Origin of the sequence: Paraburkholderia phenazinium, from assembly GCF_900100735.1 — a bacterium.
In the GTDB taxonomy this organism is placed as follows: domain Bacteria; phylum Pseudomonadota; class Gammaproteobacteria; order Burkholderiales; family Burkholderiaceae; genus Paraburkholderia; species Paraburkholderia phenazinia.
Map to the genome: position 1 here is coordinate 99,470 of NZ_FNCJ01000012.1, position 15,506 is coordinate 114,975.

The 15,506-nt window shown below is 63.6% G+C and carries 13 protein-coding genes and 1 pseudogene; 8 read left to right on the forward strand and 6 right to left on the reverse strand.

What is annotated here, in order from left to right; genetic code table 11:
* Positions 1–92: 92 nt before the first annotated feature.
* The 3 genes from BLQ92_RS24505 to BLQ92_RS24515 form a co-directional block, all read right to left on the reverse strand.
* Positions 93–350, reverse strand: a complete 258-nt coding sequence (locus BLQ92_RS24505) for a DNA-binding protein (RefSeq protein WP_074264996.1) — start codon at positions 348–350, stop codon at positions 93–95.
* A 163-nt stretch (positions 351–513) separates the two neighbouring features.
* A complete protein-coding gene (locus BLQ92_RS24510; protein ID WP_090687443.1) occupies positions 514–771 on the reverse strand; it encodes a hypothetical protein in 258 nt (85 codons plus the stop codon).
* A gap of 356 nt (positions 772–1,127) precedes the next feature.
* On the reverse strand, positions 1,128–1,847 hold the full coding sequence (locus BLQ92_RS24515) for a YdcF family protein (protein ID WP_090687444.1): 720 nt from the start codon (positions 1,845–1,847) through the stop codon (positions 1,128–1,130).
* A 272-nt stretch (positions 1,848–2,119) separates the two neighbouring features.
* On the opposite strand from BLQ92_RS24515, the gene BLQ92_RS24520 reads away from it, so the two are divergent.
* Positions 2,120–2,434, forward strand: coding sequence for a hypothetical protein (locus BLQ92_RS24520; protein WP_090687447.1), 315 nt, complete (start codon positions 2,120–2,122; stop codon positions 2,432–2,434).
* A 309-nt stretch (positions 2,435–2,743) separates the two neighbouring features.
* Here BLQ92_RS24520 and BLQ92_RS24525 read toward each other — a convergent pair whose 3' ends face one another.
* Positions 2,744–2,995 (reverse strand): hypothetical protein, encoded by a 252-nt coding sequence (locus tag BLQ92_RS24525; RefSeq protein ID WP_090687449.1) that lies wholly within the window; start codon positions 2,993–2,995, stop codon positions 2,744–2,746.
* Between the two features lie 280 nt (positions 2,996–3,275).
* A pseudogene (locus BLQ92_RS24530) lies at positions 3,276–3,671 on the reverse strand (transposase); the annotation flags it as partial.
* 410 nt (positions 3,672–4,081) lie between these two features.
* Here BLQ92_RS24530 and BLQ92_RS24535 point away from each other — a divergent pair.
* From BLQ92_RS24535 to rluB, 4 genes are all read left to right on the forward strand, one after another.
* Positions 4,082–4,984, forward strand: a complete 903-nt coding sequence (locus tag BLQ92_RS24535) for a LysR family transcriptional regulator (RefSeq protein WP_090687451.1) — start codon at positions 4,082–4,084, stop codon at positions 4,982–4,984.
* 214 nt (positions 4,985–5,198) lie between these two features.
* Positions 5,199–6,398: a pyridoxal phosphate-dependent aminotransferase gene (locus BLQ92_RS24540; RefSeq protein ID WP_090687453.1), complete on the forward strand. Its 1,200-nt coding sequence runs from the start codon at positions 5,199–5,201 to the stop codon at positions 6,396–6,398.
* Between the two features lie 417 nt (positions 6,399–6,815).
* Positions 6,816–8,000 carry an SMC-Scp complex subunit ScpB gene (gene scpB / locus BLQ92_RS24545; RefSeq protein ID WP_090687455.1) on the forward strand — a complete coding sequence of 395 codons (1,185 nt, stop codon included), beginning with the start codon at positions 6,816–6,818 and terminating at the stop codon, positions 7,998–8,000.
* Positions 8,001–8,060: 60 nt separating this feature from the next.
* Positions 8,061–9,932 (forward strand): 23S rRNA pseudouridine(2605) synthase RluB, encoded by a 1,872-nt coding sequence (gene rluB, locus BLQ92_RS24550; RefSeq protein WP_090687458.1) that lies wholly within the window; start codon positions 8,061–8,063, stop codon positions 9,930–9,932.
* A gap of 111 nt (positions 9,933–10,043) precedes the next feature.
* On the opposite strand, the gene BLQ92_RS24555 is transcribed toward rluB, so the two are convergent.
* Positions 10,044–10,301 carry a hypothetical protein gene (locus tag BLQ92_RS24555; RefSeq protein WP_143016661.1) on the reverse strand — a complete coding sequence of 86 codons (258 nt, stop codon included), beginning with the start codon at positions 10,299–10,301 and terminating at the stop codon, positions 10,044–10,046.
* A 112-nt stretch (positions 10,302–10,413) separates the two neighbouring features.
* On the opposite strand from BLQ92_RS24555, the gene rimP reads away from it, so the two are divergent.
* From rimP to infB, 3 genes are all read left to right on the forward strand, one after another.
* Positions 10,414–10,872: a ribosome maturation factor RimP gene (gene rimP, locus BLQ92_RS24560; protein ID WP_090687462.1), complete on the forward strand. Its 459-nt coding sequence runs from the start codon at positions 10,414–10,416 to the stop codon at positions 10,870–10,872.
* Positions 10,869–12,344: a transcription termination factor NusA gene (nusA, locus tag BLQ92_RS24565; protein WP_090687464.1), complete on the forward strand. Its 1,476-nt coding sequence runs from the start codon at positions 10,869–10,871 to the stop codon at positions 12,342–12,344. The genes rimP and nusA overlap by 4 nt, the downstream gene beginning before the upstream one ends.
* Positions 12,345–12,438: 94 nt before the next feature.
* On the forward strand, positions 12,439–15,390 hold the full coding sequence (infB, locus tag BLQ92_RS24570) for a translation initiation factor IF-2 (protein WP_090687466.1): 2,952 nt from the start codon (positions 12,439–12,441) through the stop codon (positions 15,388–15,390).
* The last annotated feature ends 116 nt before the right edge of the window (positions 15,391–15,506 follow it).

Below are 15,506 nucleotides of genomic sequence, written 5' to 3' on the forward strand. Positions count from 1 at the left end.
GTCAGGCAACGCAGGCGGTCAGTCGGGCGGGACGCCGCGCGAGGCAAGCGGCGGCCGTTGCAGCCAGCCCGCCCGCCGTGTGTGACTGGCGCTTAGTGCGTCGACTGCGGGACGTCGAGGATCAGGATGATGGTCCAGTCCGCATCGCCGTCGTGGTGATACTGTCGTTCCGCGACGATAAACGGTTGCTGTTTGCCGTCCGGGCCGAGAAACAATACGTCGCCTTCCATCGGCAGGCATTCAACCGGCGGCAATGCCAGATACGCTTCCTGACCGCCGCGCGGCATCAGCTTTTCGATTTTGCGGGATGCTGCTTCGGTCCATTCGATGTCCAGCTGGATGTTGCTCATTCTGTCCTCCGCACCAAGGTGCGCACGGGTTGGGGGTGGTTCTTCGGTGCGCGACTTTAGCATACCGTCAGTCGACCCCGGACAACAAAAAGCCGAAGCCGGCATGACCGGGTTCGGCTTGACATCGTAGCGACTGGAGCGGGCCTGCCGCCGCCAGCCGAGCTTACTCGCTCGCTGCCTTATCCATCTTCATGTTCATGGCCGGCTTCTTGTGATGCGGGGCCATCTTGTGATGTTTGGCCGGCATGGCGGGCTTCTCGCTCTCCATGGCTTGCTGCTGGGATTGCAGCTGTTGCGCACGTTGCTCGACATCGGCTGCCTTGGCCGGATCGGTGCTCATCATGACGCCGTTGTCCTGCGCATACGCGGTGCCCGCCAGGGCCGAGAGGGAAACCAGGATCGCCAGGGACACTTTCTTCATCTTTACCTCCGTAGAGTGGTTGTGGCTGATTACTGCCTGTCCGATCGGAAGGACAATGCATTCTAGCGAGCAATATCCGCTCCAACAGAATCTTTGTAACAGGTTTGACAGATAGTTACATTTGGTTACGTTTGCGCCGTCTCGCCGAAATGTTAAACCTCGTCATAACGGATGTTATTGCCACATGGACATGCTAGTTCCTCGTCTATCGGCACAAGCTACGAGGTGCAGGCCCGAGGTGTTCGCGCCGCTCTTGAGGCAGCAAGAAAAGCCGAAAAGCAGCAGCCAGGATATCAGTATGCACAACTGAATAAATACCAGGAGGCGAGCCCCCGTTTTGCGGGGGCTATGCCGTCTCAGAACCAGCCGAGCAGGCGGTACACGTGAAACTGCGCGATACCGATCAGTTCATGCAGCGCGAGCTCCGCGCTTACCAGATTCTCATATCGCGGCAGCAGGCCGATGCGTACCTGGCGTGTATTTGAGATAACCGGCTCAGGCGCGAGTCCGAAGCGGTGGAAGTCGAGCAGGGCGCGCCGCATGTGGTAGGCCGAGGTGACGAGGATCAGCGAGTCGTAGGGGGTTGACTGCAGGAGTGCCGCCACATTGCGGGCGTTTTCGTAAGTGTTGAGGCTGCGGTTCTCTAGAACGATGTCCGGGCGCGGCACCTGCTTTCTCAGCAGGTAGGGCAGGTAGGTGTCGGCCTCCGAGGCTTCGTGGTGCTGTGGGTTGCCCCCGCTGACGATCACGCTGCAGTTCGCGCCGCTTCGTTTGCATGCCGAATAGATGGCGGCACTCGTCGCGATGCGTGCCAAGGCGTCTTTTTTGGGCACCAGCTGGTTAGTGTCGTCGTAGTAGGTGCCGCAGCCCAGCATCACGATCGTGGTGCGTGCAGCGTAGGTTGCCGGTGCGACGGCGCGTTGACTGCGCTGGGCCCGGTCGAGTAACGGTGCGCTCAACCAGCCCGCTGCCAGCGCCCAGAACAGGGCGAAAGCGGCGCATGCGAGGGGGAGGCGCGCCCGCGGCCTTAGCACGATTGCTGCAAAAAAAAGCGCCAATAAAGTGAATAGAATCAATTTAAATGGGGTAACGTATAGTTTTTGGGGATATTCACGCTGCCGCTATCGCGCCATGTCGGTCGCATCACAGGCTCGTGAAGGGAACGCTAACACGCGGTTCGAACGGGGACCTCAAAAATACGGAATAACAGGTGGCGCCTGGCGGGAGACGGTGACATCGCCCTTGCGATGAGGCTCTCCGCCATGGGTGGGTGCTACGCGCGTCACTGGTGGCGCGGTGATGTGCTGCGCAAAGATGTGTCATGGCTGCACTTTAAGAAAGAAGTGAGATGACCACGTATTCCAACGAAGCAGTTCTTGAAGCGCTGCGGCGGGCGCAGTATCGCCAGGTCCCGTGGGCCCGGCGTCCGGGAGTATTCGAATATTTGCGCGCGCTCGGCTTGATGGAGACGGTCCGGCAACGCACCGTCGCACCCGCTCCGGGTTTTCATGCGCCGGTCGACATCGCTGTGTTGACCGATCGGGGACGGGCCGAGTTTGCCCGCCTCGAACGCGACGAGCGATCGCTGAACTGGACTGCGCGCAAGATGACCGATTACGTTGCCGCGGAACACCGCACGGCCGATCTGGAAGTTCGTCCGTAGCTGCGCCGCTTTCGGGCAGGGTCCGGGTGCCAGGCGCCGGCATGCCGCCGTCTGGCCGCGAGCGCGGCCGGACGTTGACGGGCAGCGCGAAAAAAAGCCCGTATCGCAAGGATACGGGCGTACCGGAATTACTACTGCCACGCTGTGCTAATGGCATAGATCAGACTGTCTCGTTCCCAGGTGGTTCCCGCAAGTTCCGCTGAGGTTTTCCCGCGCTTTTGTCAATTTCCGGTCACGTCAGTCGTGTCGTGCACGTCGTATCCTGACTGCAGCCCTAAGCCCTAAGCCCTAAGCCCTAAGCCCTAAGCCCTAGCGGCGGGGCGGCGCTTCCTCGCGCACCGGCTCTGGGCGTGCGCGCACATTGCTGGCGATATCGCCACGCAAGTCGCCCCGCGGCGCGGGCGGCGTGAATTCACGAGGGTGTTCGCCCTGTTGCGCAGCCTTGAGCGTGGTAGACCGGTCGGGCTGCCAGTTCCAGCCCGAAGGTTTTTGCTGTGCGAAAGCAGGTGCGGCAATCAATGAAACGACAATGCCGCACAGAAGCAGTGACATTGGTTTCACGCTGGGCTCCGTTCACACCTGACGAGTCAGGCCTGTGTGCATATTCGTACGGTATGCTCAGGAGCGAAAGCGTGCTGTAAGTAATCGTAAATGGATGTTTCACTGCGTGTCAGCGGTCCGGCGGACGCAAACGCATCGCGGCGCTGGCGAGCAGCATACCGCGCACGTAGGTCCACGCTCGCAGGGGGGCGCCGTTGCTGGCGCAGCCCAAGGCGGATTCCGTCTGGCAGATACACACCGGGCGCCCATAGGCGCCCGGCGGCATAGCAACAGTGTGTCAGGCCATCTTGACCGGTGCGCGCCAGGATTCCGGATTGGTCCAGAAGGCGCCGCGCAGGCGGTCGCGGCTCGGCGGTGCAGGCGGCTTGGCAGCCGTTGCGCCGATACGGCCGCGCAGCGAAATTTCCCGGCCGCTCGTGCCGAGTCGTTTCACTATTTCGGCGAGTGTGCCATCGGCTTGCCACTCGTCAAAGCGGCGGCGGCACGTCGGCGGCGAGGGGTAGCGACCCGGAAGCTTGGACCAGCCTTCTCCTGTCGACAGCACCCACAGAACCGCATTGACAACCGCGCGCGCTTCCACGCGTGGCCGACCGCGCCGTTCGCTCCGTGCTGGCTCCGCACAGAACAACGCCTCGACCAGCGCCCACTCGTTGTCTCTCAAATCGTCGAACAGCATCATGTCTCACCTCAGCGAAGCTAACTCCGGTGCGCTGCCCCGCGCCGCGCACTCTCCATGCACTCAATCCTGAGTGCCAGGCGGGGTCGGGCTTGCCACGGTTCTGGTTATGCAATCAGTTCCATGGCGCCGACCCCAGTGCGCATCTAAATGCACGAAGCGTGCCATCTCATAAAAAACTACCTCGAAGCCCCGTAACTTCGGGCCAGCGCGGGCGTTAGTCAGGGGCGTATAAGAATCCAAAAAACCCGTCCCGCAAATCGGGACAATCACCAATCTTGTGCAATCAAGCCCGCGCAGCGTGCGTTTGCGCCTTATTGCTGCATCGCAGCGAAACAGTTGATAGTGTGTGGAGCGCCACAAGAAACAATACAATGCTCATCAAACACCATTATTGATGAGACGCCGAAATGAATGTCACGCTGCGCCAGCTAAGGGTTTTCATTGAGGTCGCACGCTTGCAGAGCTTTAGCCGCGCGGGCGACGAGATCGGCCTGACCCAGTCGGCGGTGAGCCGTTGCGTGCGGGAGCTGGAGGGGGAAATCGGCCTGAAGCTGATCGACCGCACCACCCGCGAGGTGCAGTTGACGGACGTGGGCGGCAACCTGGTCTCGAGCGTGTCGCGCCTGTTGACCGATCTCGACGACGCGCTGCGCGAGATTCGCGAGATCGGCGAGCAGCGGCGCGGGCGGGTGGTGGTGGCCGCGAGCCCCACGGTGGCTTGCCGGCTGATGCCGCAGGTGGTGGCGGCGTGCGGGCAGCAGTTTCCGTTCATCACAATGGGGCTGCGCGACGATGTGCAGAGCGATGTGATCCGCAAGGTCAAATCGGGCGAGGTGGATTTCGGCGTCGTCATCGGCCCGTTTGCAGCGGACGATCTGCTCAGCGAGCGGCTGATGACCGACTCGTTCTGCCTGGTCTCGCGCGCCGATCATCCGCTTGCGGGCCAACCGCAGGTCGCGTGGACGGATCTCGAAGGGCAGCGGCTCGTCATGCTCGATTACGCGTCGGGCAGCCGGCCGATTATCGATGCCGTCATGAACGAGTACGGCGTGAGCGCCAGTGTGGTGCAGGAGCTGGGGCATTCGGCCACGGTGTTCGGGCTGGTGGAGGCGGGGGTGGGGGTGAGCGTGCTGCCGTGGCTGGCCTTGCCGCTACCCGCCGATACCTCGCTGGTCGCGCGGCCGTTGGTGCCGCGTGCCGAGCGCACGGTCGAAGTGGTGCGGCGGCGCGACCGCTCGCTCTCGCCGGCGGCGGAGGCGGTGTGGGGCTTGATCCGGCAGTTGCCGGCGCGGGCGGAGGATCTGCGGTAGAGCGAAGGTGGGGCGCGGCGGGAATTGCCAGCGCTGCGGTCGCGAAACCGTGCGGCACGCTAAACTGTCGGCCTGCGTGGCGCGCGCCCGTGAGCGCACTTTAGTGATGCACGTCACTGACGTACATCACTGAGGCCACGCACACTAAGCGCACGCCCCTGAGCGCAAGCCGTACGACCTGCTACCGCCCGAACCCACCTGCCTGGATGTCTTGATGAGCGAATCCGATCTGCCCACGCCCCTTTTGCCCAACGCGCGCGAGGCCGTGCGCGCGTTACGGCCGTCCCAGATTCGCGAAGTGGCGAACGCTGGGTTCGGTGTCGAGGACGTGCTGCCGTTCTGGTTCGGCGAGTCCGACCGCGTAACGCCGGAATTCATCCGCACGGCGGCGAGCGAGGCGCTTGCCGCGGGCGCGACCTTCTATACGCACAATCTCGGCATCGCACCGTTGCGCGCGGCGCTCGCCGATTACGTCACGAGCCTGCATGGCGCGACCTCGGTCGACCACATCGCGGTCACGAGCGCAGGCGTCAACGCCTTGATGCTGGCAGCCCAACTGGTGGTCGGCGCGGGCGACCGGGTGGTCGCGGTCACGCCGTTGTGGCCGAATCTGGTCGAAATCCCGAAGATTCTCGGCGCCCATGTCGAGACCGTTGCGCTCGGCTACGGTGCGCAAGGCTGGACGCTCGACCTCGAACGCCTCCTGAGCGCACTCACGCCCGATACGAAAATGCTGCTGCTCAACTCGCCGAACAATCCGACCGGCTGGGTGATGAGCGCGGCGCACCAGCGCGCGGTGCTCGAGCATTGTCGGCGCCACGGCATCTGGATCGTCGCCGACGAGGTCTACGAGCGCCTGTACTACGCCGAGGATGCGGCGCCGAGTGCGCCGTCCTTTCTCGATCTGGCGAGCCGCGACGAGCGCGTGATCTGCGTCAACTCGTTTTCGAAGGCATGGCTGATGACCGGCTGGCGGCTTGGCTGGATCGTCGCACCGGCTGCGCTGATGGACGACCTTGGCAAGCTGGTCGAGTACAACACCTCGTGCGCGCCGGCCTTCGTGCAACAGGCGGGCGTCGCCGCCGTGCAGCACGGCGAGCCGTTCACCCGGCAACTGGTGGCGGACCTGAAGGCCTCGCGCGATCATCTGGTCGGCGCCTTGTCCGCGCTGCCGGGTATCGACGTGAAGGCGCCGCCCGGTTCCATGTACCTGTTCTTTTCGCTGCCGGGCGCGGCGCAAAGCCTCGCGCTATGCAAGGCGCTGGTGCGCGAAGTGGGGCTCGGCGTCGCCCCGGGCAGCGCCTTCGGTCCGGAAGGCGAGGGCTTCGTGCGCTGGTGCTACGCCTGCGATACCGCCCGGCTCGACGCCGGCGTCGCGCGGCTGCAGCAGTTTCTCAGCCGCCACCCGGCGTGAGGCGCACAGGCGTCGCGGAGCTGGCGGTTGAGCCGCAGTTCTCCTGCAGTTGGGCCGCCGTTTCTGCGCATTTGTCCTGCCGTTGTTTGGCCGTTGCCCATCCGGCTGGCCGCGTAGCTCTTTTGCGCCGGATTTGACGCTTTTTGAACCTATTCGGCATCAACGGCTGAAAACGGGCGAATCAGCGGGATTTCGTCTTTACGCACCGGATGTTTTTGCGTAATATGGCGTTCAGTCACGCGATTCCCTTCAGGAATATCGCTGCTCCGTCCGGCTGGGTTTGGCTCGATTGCCTGTTTCGCCTCCCCCCGGTGCGTGCTCCCATCAATATGACCGATCAGAATCGGGCGAGCGCGTCTTCAGTTCCACATCGTCTGTTTGATCCGGTTCTTTGACCACAGGGTCTGACCTAGCTGCATGAATACCCAAGAGGCGAAGATCGTCCTCGAGACTGCCTTGATCTGCGCGCAGGAGCCTTTAAAGCTCGGTGAGCTGCGCAAGCTCTTTGCCGACGGCGTGTCGGCAGATACGGTTCGCACGTTGCTCGAAGACCTGAAGCAGGATTGGTCTGGACGGGGTGTGGAACTGGTTGGGCTGGCGTCGGGCTGGCGCTTTCAAAGCAAGCCCGCGATGCGTTCGTATCTGGATCGTCTGCATCCCGAGAAGCCGCCGAAATATTCGCGCGCCGTTCTCGAGACGCTGGCGATTATTGCGTATCGGCAACCGGTCACACGCGGCGATATCGAAGAGATTCGCGGCGTGACCGTGAACACGCAGGTGGTGAAGCAACTCGAGGATAGGGGCTGGATCGAAGTGATCGGCCATCGTGACGTGCCGGGCCGTCCCGCACTGTACGCGACCACCCGGCAGTTTCTCGACGACCTCGGGTTGAGGGCGCTCGACGAATTGCCGCCGCTCGACGACCCGTCGGCGCAACTGAACGCGGACCTGCTCGGTCAGCATGCGATCGAGTTTCCGGACGCTGTGGCGCAAGATGCCGTCGAGCCGGCGATTGAAGAGCCGGCGGTCGAAGAATCGCCAGCCGCGCTGTCAGCCGAAGAGGCTTCGGTCGCCGCGCTGCCGGTTGCGCTATCAGCCGGGTTGCCAGCCGAAGAGCTGGCCGCCGGTGAGCAGGCCGCCAACCCCGTCTTGGCGCAGCATGCCGATGAGGCGCTGCCCGCAGGAACGGAGCCAGCGCCCGCAGGAACGGAAATAGCTGGGGTTGCAGAGCCGGGCGACGCGCCGGTCAGCGCCGCAGCCGGGGAAACACACGCTGAAGCGCACGCCGACGCCGCTTTGAATGCTGCAAGCAGCGCTACAAGCGCTAGTGAGGCAGTTATAGAGTCAACTGCGGAGTCAACTGCGGAGTCAACTGCCGAGGTAACGGCGGAAGCAGCGTCAGAGGCAACACAAGATCAGGACCCGGTCTCCCAGGCCGGTCCCGCAATACCCGCGCACGACTCGGGCGAGTTCCGTACCACGGAGTACGCCGTCGAGTCGAACCCGACACGTGTGGCGCACGGCGATCCGGAAGATCGTCACGATGCCGCACAGGACGCGGGCGTACTGACCGACGACGAAAAAGAGTCGCGCAGCGCCTGACGTAACCGAACTTTGCCGCGCCCGCAACGGGCGCGCGCGACCTGACATTTTGAGGTTGTTTTGACAGATACCCACGATACCGATTCGTCCGAATCCGAGCGCGCCGTGCACGCCACGCGCGCCGGCGAAGCGCGTACTTCGCAAACGCCCGCAGGCGAGTCCGATCGCCCGGCGCATGCTGAAGGCGCCGAGGGCGAAGAACGTCCGCGCCGCGGACTGCGCCGCGGGCCGCGTAGCCTGATCGCGCGGCGTCGCGCGGGGGCGAAGAACAAAGCTGCGGAAGGGGCGTCCGAGCCGATCGTGACCGAAGCGCCGCCGGATGGCGAAGTGGTCGCGCAGGTGCGCATGCCGCGCAAGGAACCGGGTTCCAAGGGTCAAGGCCCGCGCCGCAATGCGGGCGCGAAGCGCGAAGGCGCGGCGAACCGCGAGAACGGCCCCCGTGAGGGCGGCGCACCCCGCGAGGGCGGCCCGCGCGAAGGCGGCCGCGCGCGCCAGAACCGCCGCGGCGAAGCGCCGGCAGCGGCGGCTGCAGCGCCGGAAGCAGGCCAGGACGATCTGTTTTCCTACGTCACTTCGCCCGCGTTCGACGCGGACAACAGCGCCACCGGCGGCGTGCGCGCCCCGATGCTGCGCCGTGGCAAGCCGGCCGCGCCCAAGCGCGTGCTGTCGCCGGACGACGACGCGCCGAAGCTGCACAAGGTGCTCGCCGAAGCGGGCATGGGCTCGCGCCGCGACATGGAAGAGCTGATCATCGCCGGCCGCGTCTCGGTCAATGGCGAGCCCGCCCATATCGGTCAGCGCATCATGCCGACCGACCAGGTCCGCATCAACGGCAAGCCGGTCAAGCGCAAGCTGCAGAACAAGCCGCCGCGCGTGCTGCTGTATCACAAGCCGACTGGCGAAATCGTCAGCCACGCGGATCCGGAAGGCCGTCCGTCGGTGTTCGACAAGCTGCCGCCGATGAAAACCGCCAAGTGGCTCGCGGTTGGCCGTCTCGACTTCAACACCGAAGGTCTGCTGATGCTGACCACCTCGGGCGATCTGGCGAACCGCTTCATGCACCCGCGTTACAGCGTCGAGCGTGAGTACGCGGTGCGCGTGGTCGGCGAACTGGCCGAAGGGATGCGCCAGAAGCTGCTGCACGGTGTCGAGCTCGAAGACGGTCCGGCGAACTTCCTGCGCATCCGCGATGGCGGCGGCGAAGGCACCAATCACTGGTATCACGTCGCGCTGGCCGAAGGCCGTAATCGCGAAGTGCGCCGTATGTTCGAAGCGGCCGGCCTGATGGTCAGCCGCCTGATTCGTACCCGTCACGGCCCGATTTCGCTGCCGAAGGGTCTCAAGCGCGGCCGTTGGGAAGAGCTCGAAGACAATCAGGTGCGCAGCCTGATGGCGTCGGTCGGCCTGAAGGCCACTAGCGAAGAGAAGGGCGGTCGCAGCGCGGCCCCCGAGCGCAAGCAGCCGGATCCGATGCAGACTTCGATGGGCTTCATCAATCGTGAGCCGGTGCTGATGTCGCACGGCCGCTTCGACCAGCAGCCGCCGCGTGGCGGCGGTCAGCGCCGCGGCGCGGCCGGCGGTGGTTTCGGCGGTGGCGCGGGTGGTTCCGGCTTCGGCGGCGGCTATGGCCGCGGTGCGGGGCGCGGCGCGAGCGGTGGCGGTTTCAGCGGCCCGATGAGCAGCGGCAGCAGTGCGAATGTGACGCGCGGCGGCCGTGACGTCGACGGCAATCGTGCTCCGTCGGGCAATGGCAATCGCGCAGCGGGTGGCGGCAAGCGCGCTGGTGCGGGCGGCGGTAACCCCAGCGGCGGTGGCGGCCGTGGTCCGGGCGCCGGCAATCGCGGCGGCAACCCGGGTCGCTCGGGCGGCGGCAATCCGAACGCCGGCGCGAATCGCGGCGGTGCGCCGCGTGGGCGCTCGCGTGGACGGTAAGGCCAGTAACGCCAGGTAAGGCGCAGCGCGCGGCGCAACGTAGGCGCAGCATGCCGGCCGGGGTAAAACCCGGCGCAAGAATTCGGGGCAATATCCGCAGTCGGGCCTGGGCTATCCGGGCCATGCGATCGTGCCCCACAGCCTGCGCCGAAGCGCTTGCAAAACATGCTGCGCGCCACCATCCCGGCAAAAGATTGCAGTGAAATCAAGCGGAAATGCGTGTTTTACGCGTTCCGCCGGTTTGCGTTTGTCCTGAAAAATGGCTACAATCGCAGAGTCGCTGGGCGTGCGGCTTTTCAAGTGCGGCTCAGATGCGACCACCGGCAATAAGATGATGGGCGTTTCGCCCATTTTTTTTTGCCGCTTCATTAGTGGTTCGGCATCTCGGGTAGCAGGAACGTGCGCCGGCTTGGCGCGCGGCCCGCAGGTTGTTTGCAGGTAAAACCGGCAGGCTTGCCGCGCGAACATCTTAGAGGGCACTGTGCAACTGACGGAACTGATTGAAACCACGGTCGTGGGCCTCGGCTACGAGCTCGTCGATCTGGAGCGCACCGGGCGCGGCATGCTGTGCATTTATATTGACCAGCCGGCCGGCATCGCAATCGAAGATTGCGAAAAGGTCACGCGTCAGCTCCAGCACGTTCTGACGGTCGAGAATATCGATTACGAGCGGCTTGAAGTATCGTCGCCGGGTCTTGACCGCCCGCTGAAGAAACTGGCGGATTTCGAACGCTTCGCAGGCAGCGAAGTGGCAATTACATTGAAAAAGCCATTGGACGGACGGAAATCGTACCGGGGCATTCTGCATGCTCCGCAAGGCGAGACGATCGGTCTGGAATTTGAAGGGAAGGAAGGCGCCGCGATGCTCGATTTCACGCTCGCGGACATCGATAAAGCACGCCTCGTTCCGAAGTTTGACTTTAGGAGCCGCAAACAATGAGTCGCGAAGTGTTGATGCTGGTGGATGCGCTGGCACGCGAGAAGAACGTCGATAAAGACGTGGTATTTGCCGCGCTCGAAGCGGCTCTCGCTTCGGCCTCCAAGAAACTCTTCGAAGAAGATGCGGACATCCGCGTCCATATCGACCGTGAAAGCGGCGAGCACGAAACGTTCCGCCGCTGGCGCGTGGTGCCGGACGAAGCCGGTCTGCAAGAGCCGGATCAGGAAATCCTGCTGTTCGAAGCACGTGAGCAGAAGGCCGACGCGCAGCTCGACGAGTTCATCGAAGAACCCGTGCCGTCGATCGAATTCGGCCGTATTGGCGCCCAGGCCGCCAAGCAGGTGATCCTGCAGAAGGTGCGCGACGCCGAGCGCGAGCAGATCCTGAACGACTTCCTCGAGCGTGGCGAGAACATCATGACCGGTACGGTCAAGCGTCTCGACAAGGGGAATTTCATCGTCGAGTCGGGCCGTGTCGAAGCGCTGCTGCGCCGCGACCAGCTGATTCCGAAGGAAAACCTGCGCGTGGGTGACCGCGTGCGCGCCTATATCGCCAAGGTCGATCGCACCGCTCGCGGTCCGCAGATCGAACTCTCGCGTACGGCGCCCGAGTTCCTGATGAAGCTGTTCGAGATGGAAGTGCCGGAAATCGAGCAAGGCCTGCTCGAAATCAAGGCCGCCGCGCGCGATCCGGGCGTGCGCGCCAAGATCGGCGTGGTCGCTTATGACAAGCGCATCGATCCGATCGGCACCTGCGTCGGCATCCGCGGTTCGCGCGTGCAGGCGGTACGTAATGAGCTCGGTGGCGAAAACGTCGACATCGTGCTATGGTCAGAAGATCCCGCCCAGTTTGTGATCGGCGCGCTCGCGCCGGCAGCCGTGCAGTCGATCGTCGTCGATGAAGAAAAGCATTCGATGGACGTCGTCGTCGACGAGAACGAACTGGCGGTCGCAATCGGCCGTAGCGGCCAGAACGTGCGTCTTGCCAGCGAACTCACCGGCTGGCAGATCAATATCATGACGCCGGACGAATCTGCGCAAAAGCAGAATCAGGAACGTGGTGTTCTGCGTGACCTGTTCATGGCGCGTCTCGATGTCGACGAAGAAGTGGCTGACATCCTGATCGACGAGGGCTTTACGAGTCTCGAAGAGATCGCTTATGTGCCGCTCAACGAGATGCTCGAGATCGAAGCGTTCGACGAAGACACCGTTCACGAACTGCGCAATCGCTCACGCGATGCACTGCTGACGATGGCGATCGCGAATGAAGAAAAGGTCGAAAATGTCGCACTCGACCTGAAGAGCCTGGACGGCATTGACGCCGACCTGCTCGCCAAGCTGGCTGAACACCAGATTCACACGCGTGACGAACTGGCTGAGCTGGCTGTAGATGAATTGGTCGAGATGACCGGAATGGAAGAGGATGCCGCTAAGGCGTTGATCATGAAAGCACGTGAACATTGGTTCCAGTGAGAAATGACCATGGCGCACTAAATTGAACGCGGCCGTCAGGCCGCATGACAAGATGCTAACCGCAAGGAATCGGTCCTTGCATTAAGAGGAATGAATGGCGAGTAACAACGTAGCCCAATTTGCCGCGGAACTGAAAATGCCTGCAGGCGTGCTCCTTGAGCAGCTGCAGGCAGCAGGCGTCACCAAAGCGAGCGAAGACGACACCTTGTCCGAAACGGACAAGGCGCGTCTGCTCGACCACTTGCGCAAGTCTCACGGCTCGACTGATGCGGACAAGCGCAAGATCACGCTGACGAAGCGGCATACGTCGGAGATCAAGCAATCCGACGCGACGGGTAAGGCTCGTACCATTCAGGTCGAGGTGCGCAAGAAGCGCACGTTCGTCCGCCGCGATGAAGCGGGTGGCGAAGGCGGCGATGCATCGAATCATGTGGCCGAGGCCGAGAACGATACGGACGACCTCGAACTTCAGCGGCGCGAGGAAGAAGCGCGTCACGAAGCCGAGCTGCTCGAAAAGCAGGCTCAGGAGCTGAAGGCGCGTCAGGAACAGCTGGAGCGCGAAGAGGCCGAGCGCCAGGCGCGCGAGCAGGCTGCCGAAGCCGAGCGCCGCCGTGCGGAAGAGGAAGCGGCGAAGAAGCGTGCCGCTGCCGCAGCGGAAGCTGCTGCGCAGAAGAAGGCCGAAAAGGTCGAGCAGGCTGTGCAAGCCGCGCAGCCCGCCGCAGCCTCGCCTGCACCGGCTGCCGCAAGCGAGCAGGACGATGAACGCGCGGCCGCAGAACGCGCCGCGCAACGCGAAGCCGCGAAGAAGGCGGAAGACGCAGCGCGTCTGGCCGCAGAAAAGACGCGCGCCGAGCAGGAAGAAATCAGCAAGCGCCGCGCCAAGGCAGAAGCCGAAGCACGTGCGATTCGCGAGATGATGAACACGCCGCGCAAGGCGCAGGTCAAGGCGCCGGAACCGGCGCCGGTGGCCAAGCCTGCCGAAGCGCCCAAGGCTGCGGAAGCCAAGGGTACGCTGCACAAGCCGGCTCGTCCGGAAGGCGCAGCACCGGCCCGTCCGGCCGCGAAGAAGCCGGCAGCGGCAGCACCGGCCGCTACCACGGCGCCGTCGGCTGGCGACAAGAAGAAGCCGGGCGCAGGCAAGGGCGGCTGGCAGGACGACGCAGCGAAGCGCCGCGGCATCAAGACGCGCGGCGATACGAGCGGCGGTGTGGATCGCGGCTGGCGCGGTGGCCCGAAGGGTCGCGGCAAGCATCAGGATCAGAACACCACGTTCCAGGCCCCGACCGAACCGATCGTGCGCGAAGTGCACGTGCCGGAAACGATTACGGTTGCCGATCTGGCCCACAAGATGGCCGTGAAGGCATCGGAAGTCATCAAGTCGATGATGAAGCTCGGCCAGATGGTCACCATCAACCAGATGCTGGACCAGGAAACGGCGATGATCATCGTCGAAGAACTGGGTCACCACGCGGTTGCGGCCAAGCTGGACGATCCGGAAGCGATGCTGGTCGAAGGCGAAATCACCGACGCAGAATTGCTGCCGCGTCCGCCGGTCGTGACCGTGATGGGTCACGTCGACCACGGCAAGACCTCGCTGCTCGACTACATCCGCCGCGCCAAGGTGGCAGCGGGTGAAGCGGGCGGGATTACGCAGCACATCGGTGCGTACCACGTGGAAACGCCGCGCGGTGTGATCACCTTCCTCGACACCCCGGGTCACGAGGCCTTCACGGCCATGCGTGCTCGCGGTGCCAAGGCAACCGACATCGTGATTCTGGTGGTCGCAGCCGACGACGGCGTGATGCCGCAGACGAAGGAAGCGATTGCTCACGCGAAGGCAGGTGGCGTGCCGCTCGTCGTCGCCATCAATAAGATCGACAAGCCGGATGCGAATCTGGAACGCGTCAAGCAGGAACTGGTCGCGGAAGGCGTCGTGCCGGAAGAGTACGGTGGCGAATCGCCGTTCGTGCCGGTGTCGGCCAAGACCGGCGCGGGCATCGACGACCTGCTCGAAAACGTGCTGCTGCAAGCCGAAGTGCTGGAACTGAAGGCACCGGTCGAAGCGCCGGCCAAGGGTCTGGTCATCGAAGCGAAGCTCGACAAGGGTAAGGGTCCGGTTGCAACAATCCTGGTCCAGTCGGGCACGCTGAACCGCGGCGACGTCGTGCTGGCAGGCAGCGCCTATGGCCGCGTGCGCGCCATGCTCGACGAAACCGGCAAGCCGACCAAATCGGCCGGCCCGTCGATCCCGGTTGAGATTCAAGGTCTGTCGGAAGTGCCGCAAGCGGGCGAAGAAGTCATCGTCATGCCGGACGACCGTAAGGCGCGTGAAGTCGCACTGTTCCGTCAAGGCAAGTTCCGCGACGTCAAGCTGGCCAAGCAACAGGCCGCCAAGCTCGAGAACATGCTGGAACAGATGGGCGAAGGCGAAGTGCAGTACCTGCCGCTGATCGTCAAGGCCGACGTGCAGGGTTCGCAGGAAGCGCTGGTGCAGTCGCTGCAAAAGCTCTCCACCGACGAAGTCCGCGTGCAGATCGTGCACGGCGCGGTGGGTGGCATCAGCGAAAACGACGTCAACCTGGCTACGGCTTCGAAGGCGGTCATCATCGGCTTCAACACCCGTGCTGACGCTCAGGCTCGCAAGCTGGCAGAGTCCAACGGCATCGACATTCGCTACTACAACATCATCTATGACGCTGTGGATGAAGTGAAGGCTGCGATGTCGGGCATGCTGGCGCCGGAGAAGCGCGAAGTCGTGACCGGTATGGTCGAAGTGCGTCAGGTCTTCAAGGTACCGAAGATCGGTGCAGTGGCCGGCTGTATGGTTACGGACGGCTTCGTCAAGCGCTCGTCGTCGGTGCGCGTGCTGCGCAACAACGTCGTGATTCACACGGGCGAGCTCGATTCGCTCAAGCGCTTCAAGGACGACGTGAAGGAAGTGCGTCAGGGCTTCGAGTGCGGTATGTCGATCAAGAACTTCAACGACATCGTTGAAGGCGATCAGTTCGAAGTCTTCGAAGTCACCGAAGTCGCGCGTTCGCTGTAATTCAGGCGCAACGCTGAAGGGGCGGGGCGGGCGCTTGGCGCCGCTCCGCCCCTTGTTTTTTGTAATGAGGTTTGCGCGTGCCGCCTCCCGCGGCAGACCCGCAAACCTCTTTGCCA

Coding starts and splice junctions, on each gene's coding strand:
- BLQ92_RS24555 (WP_143016661.1), bottom strand. CDS start 10,301: ATGAAGCGGCAAAAAAAAATGGGCGAAACGCCCATCATCTTATTGCCG.
- infB (WP_090687466.1), top strand. CDS start 12,439: ATGGCGAGTAACAACGTAGCCCAATTTGCCGCGGAACTGAAAATGCCT.
- BLQ92_RS24505 (WP_074264996.1), bottom strand. CDS start 350: ATGAGCAACATCCAGCTGGACATCGAATGGACCGAAGCAGCATCCCGC.
- BLQ92_RS24520 (WP_090687447.1), top strand. CDS start 2,120: ATGACCACGTATTCCAACGAAGCAGTTCTTGAAGCGCTGCGGCGGGCG.
- nusA (WP_090687464.1), top strand. CDS start 10,869: ATGAGTCGCGAAGTGTTGATGCTGGTGGATGCGCTGGCACGCGAGAAG.
- scpB (WP_090687455.1), top strand. CDS start 6,816: ATGAATACCCAAGAGGCGAAGATCGTCCTCGAGACTGCCTTGATCTGC.
- BLQ92_RS24510 (WP_090687443.1), bottom strand. CDS start 771: ATGAAGAAAGTGTCCCTGGCGATCCTGGTTTCCCTCTCGGCCCTGGCG.
- BLQ92_RS24535 (WP_090687451.1), top strand. CDS start 4,082: ATGAATGTCACGCTGCGCCAGCTAAGGGTTTTCATTGAGGTCGCACGC.
- BLQ92_RS24540 (WP_090687453.1), top strand. CDS start 5,199: ATGAGCGAATCCGATCTGCCCACGCCCCTTTTGCCCAACGCGCGCGAG.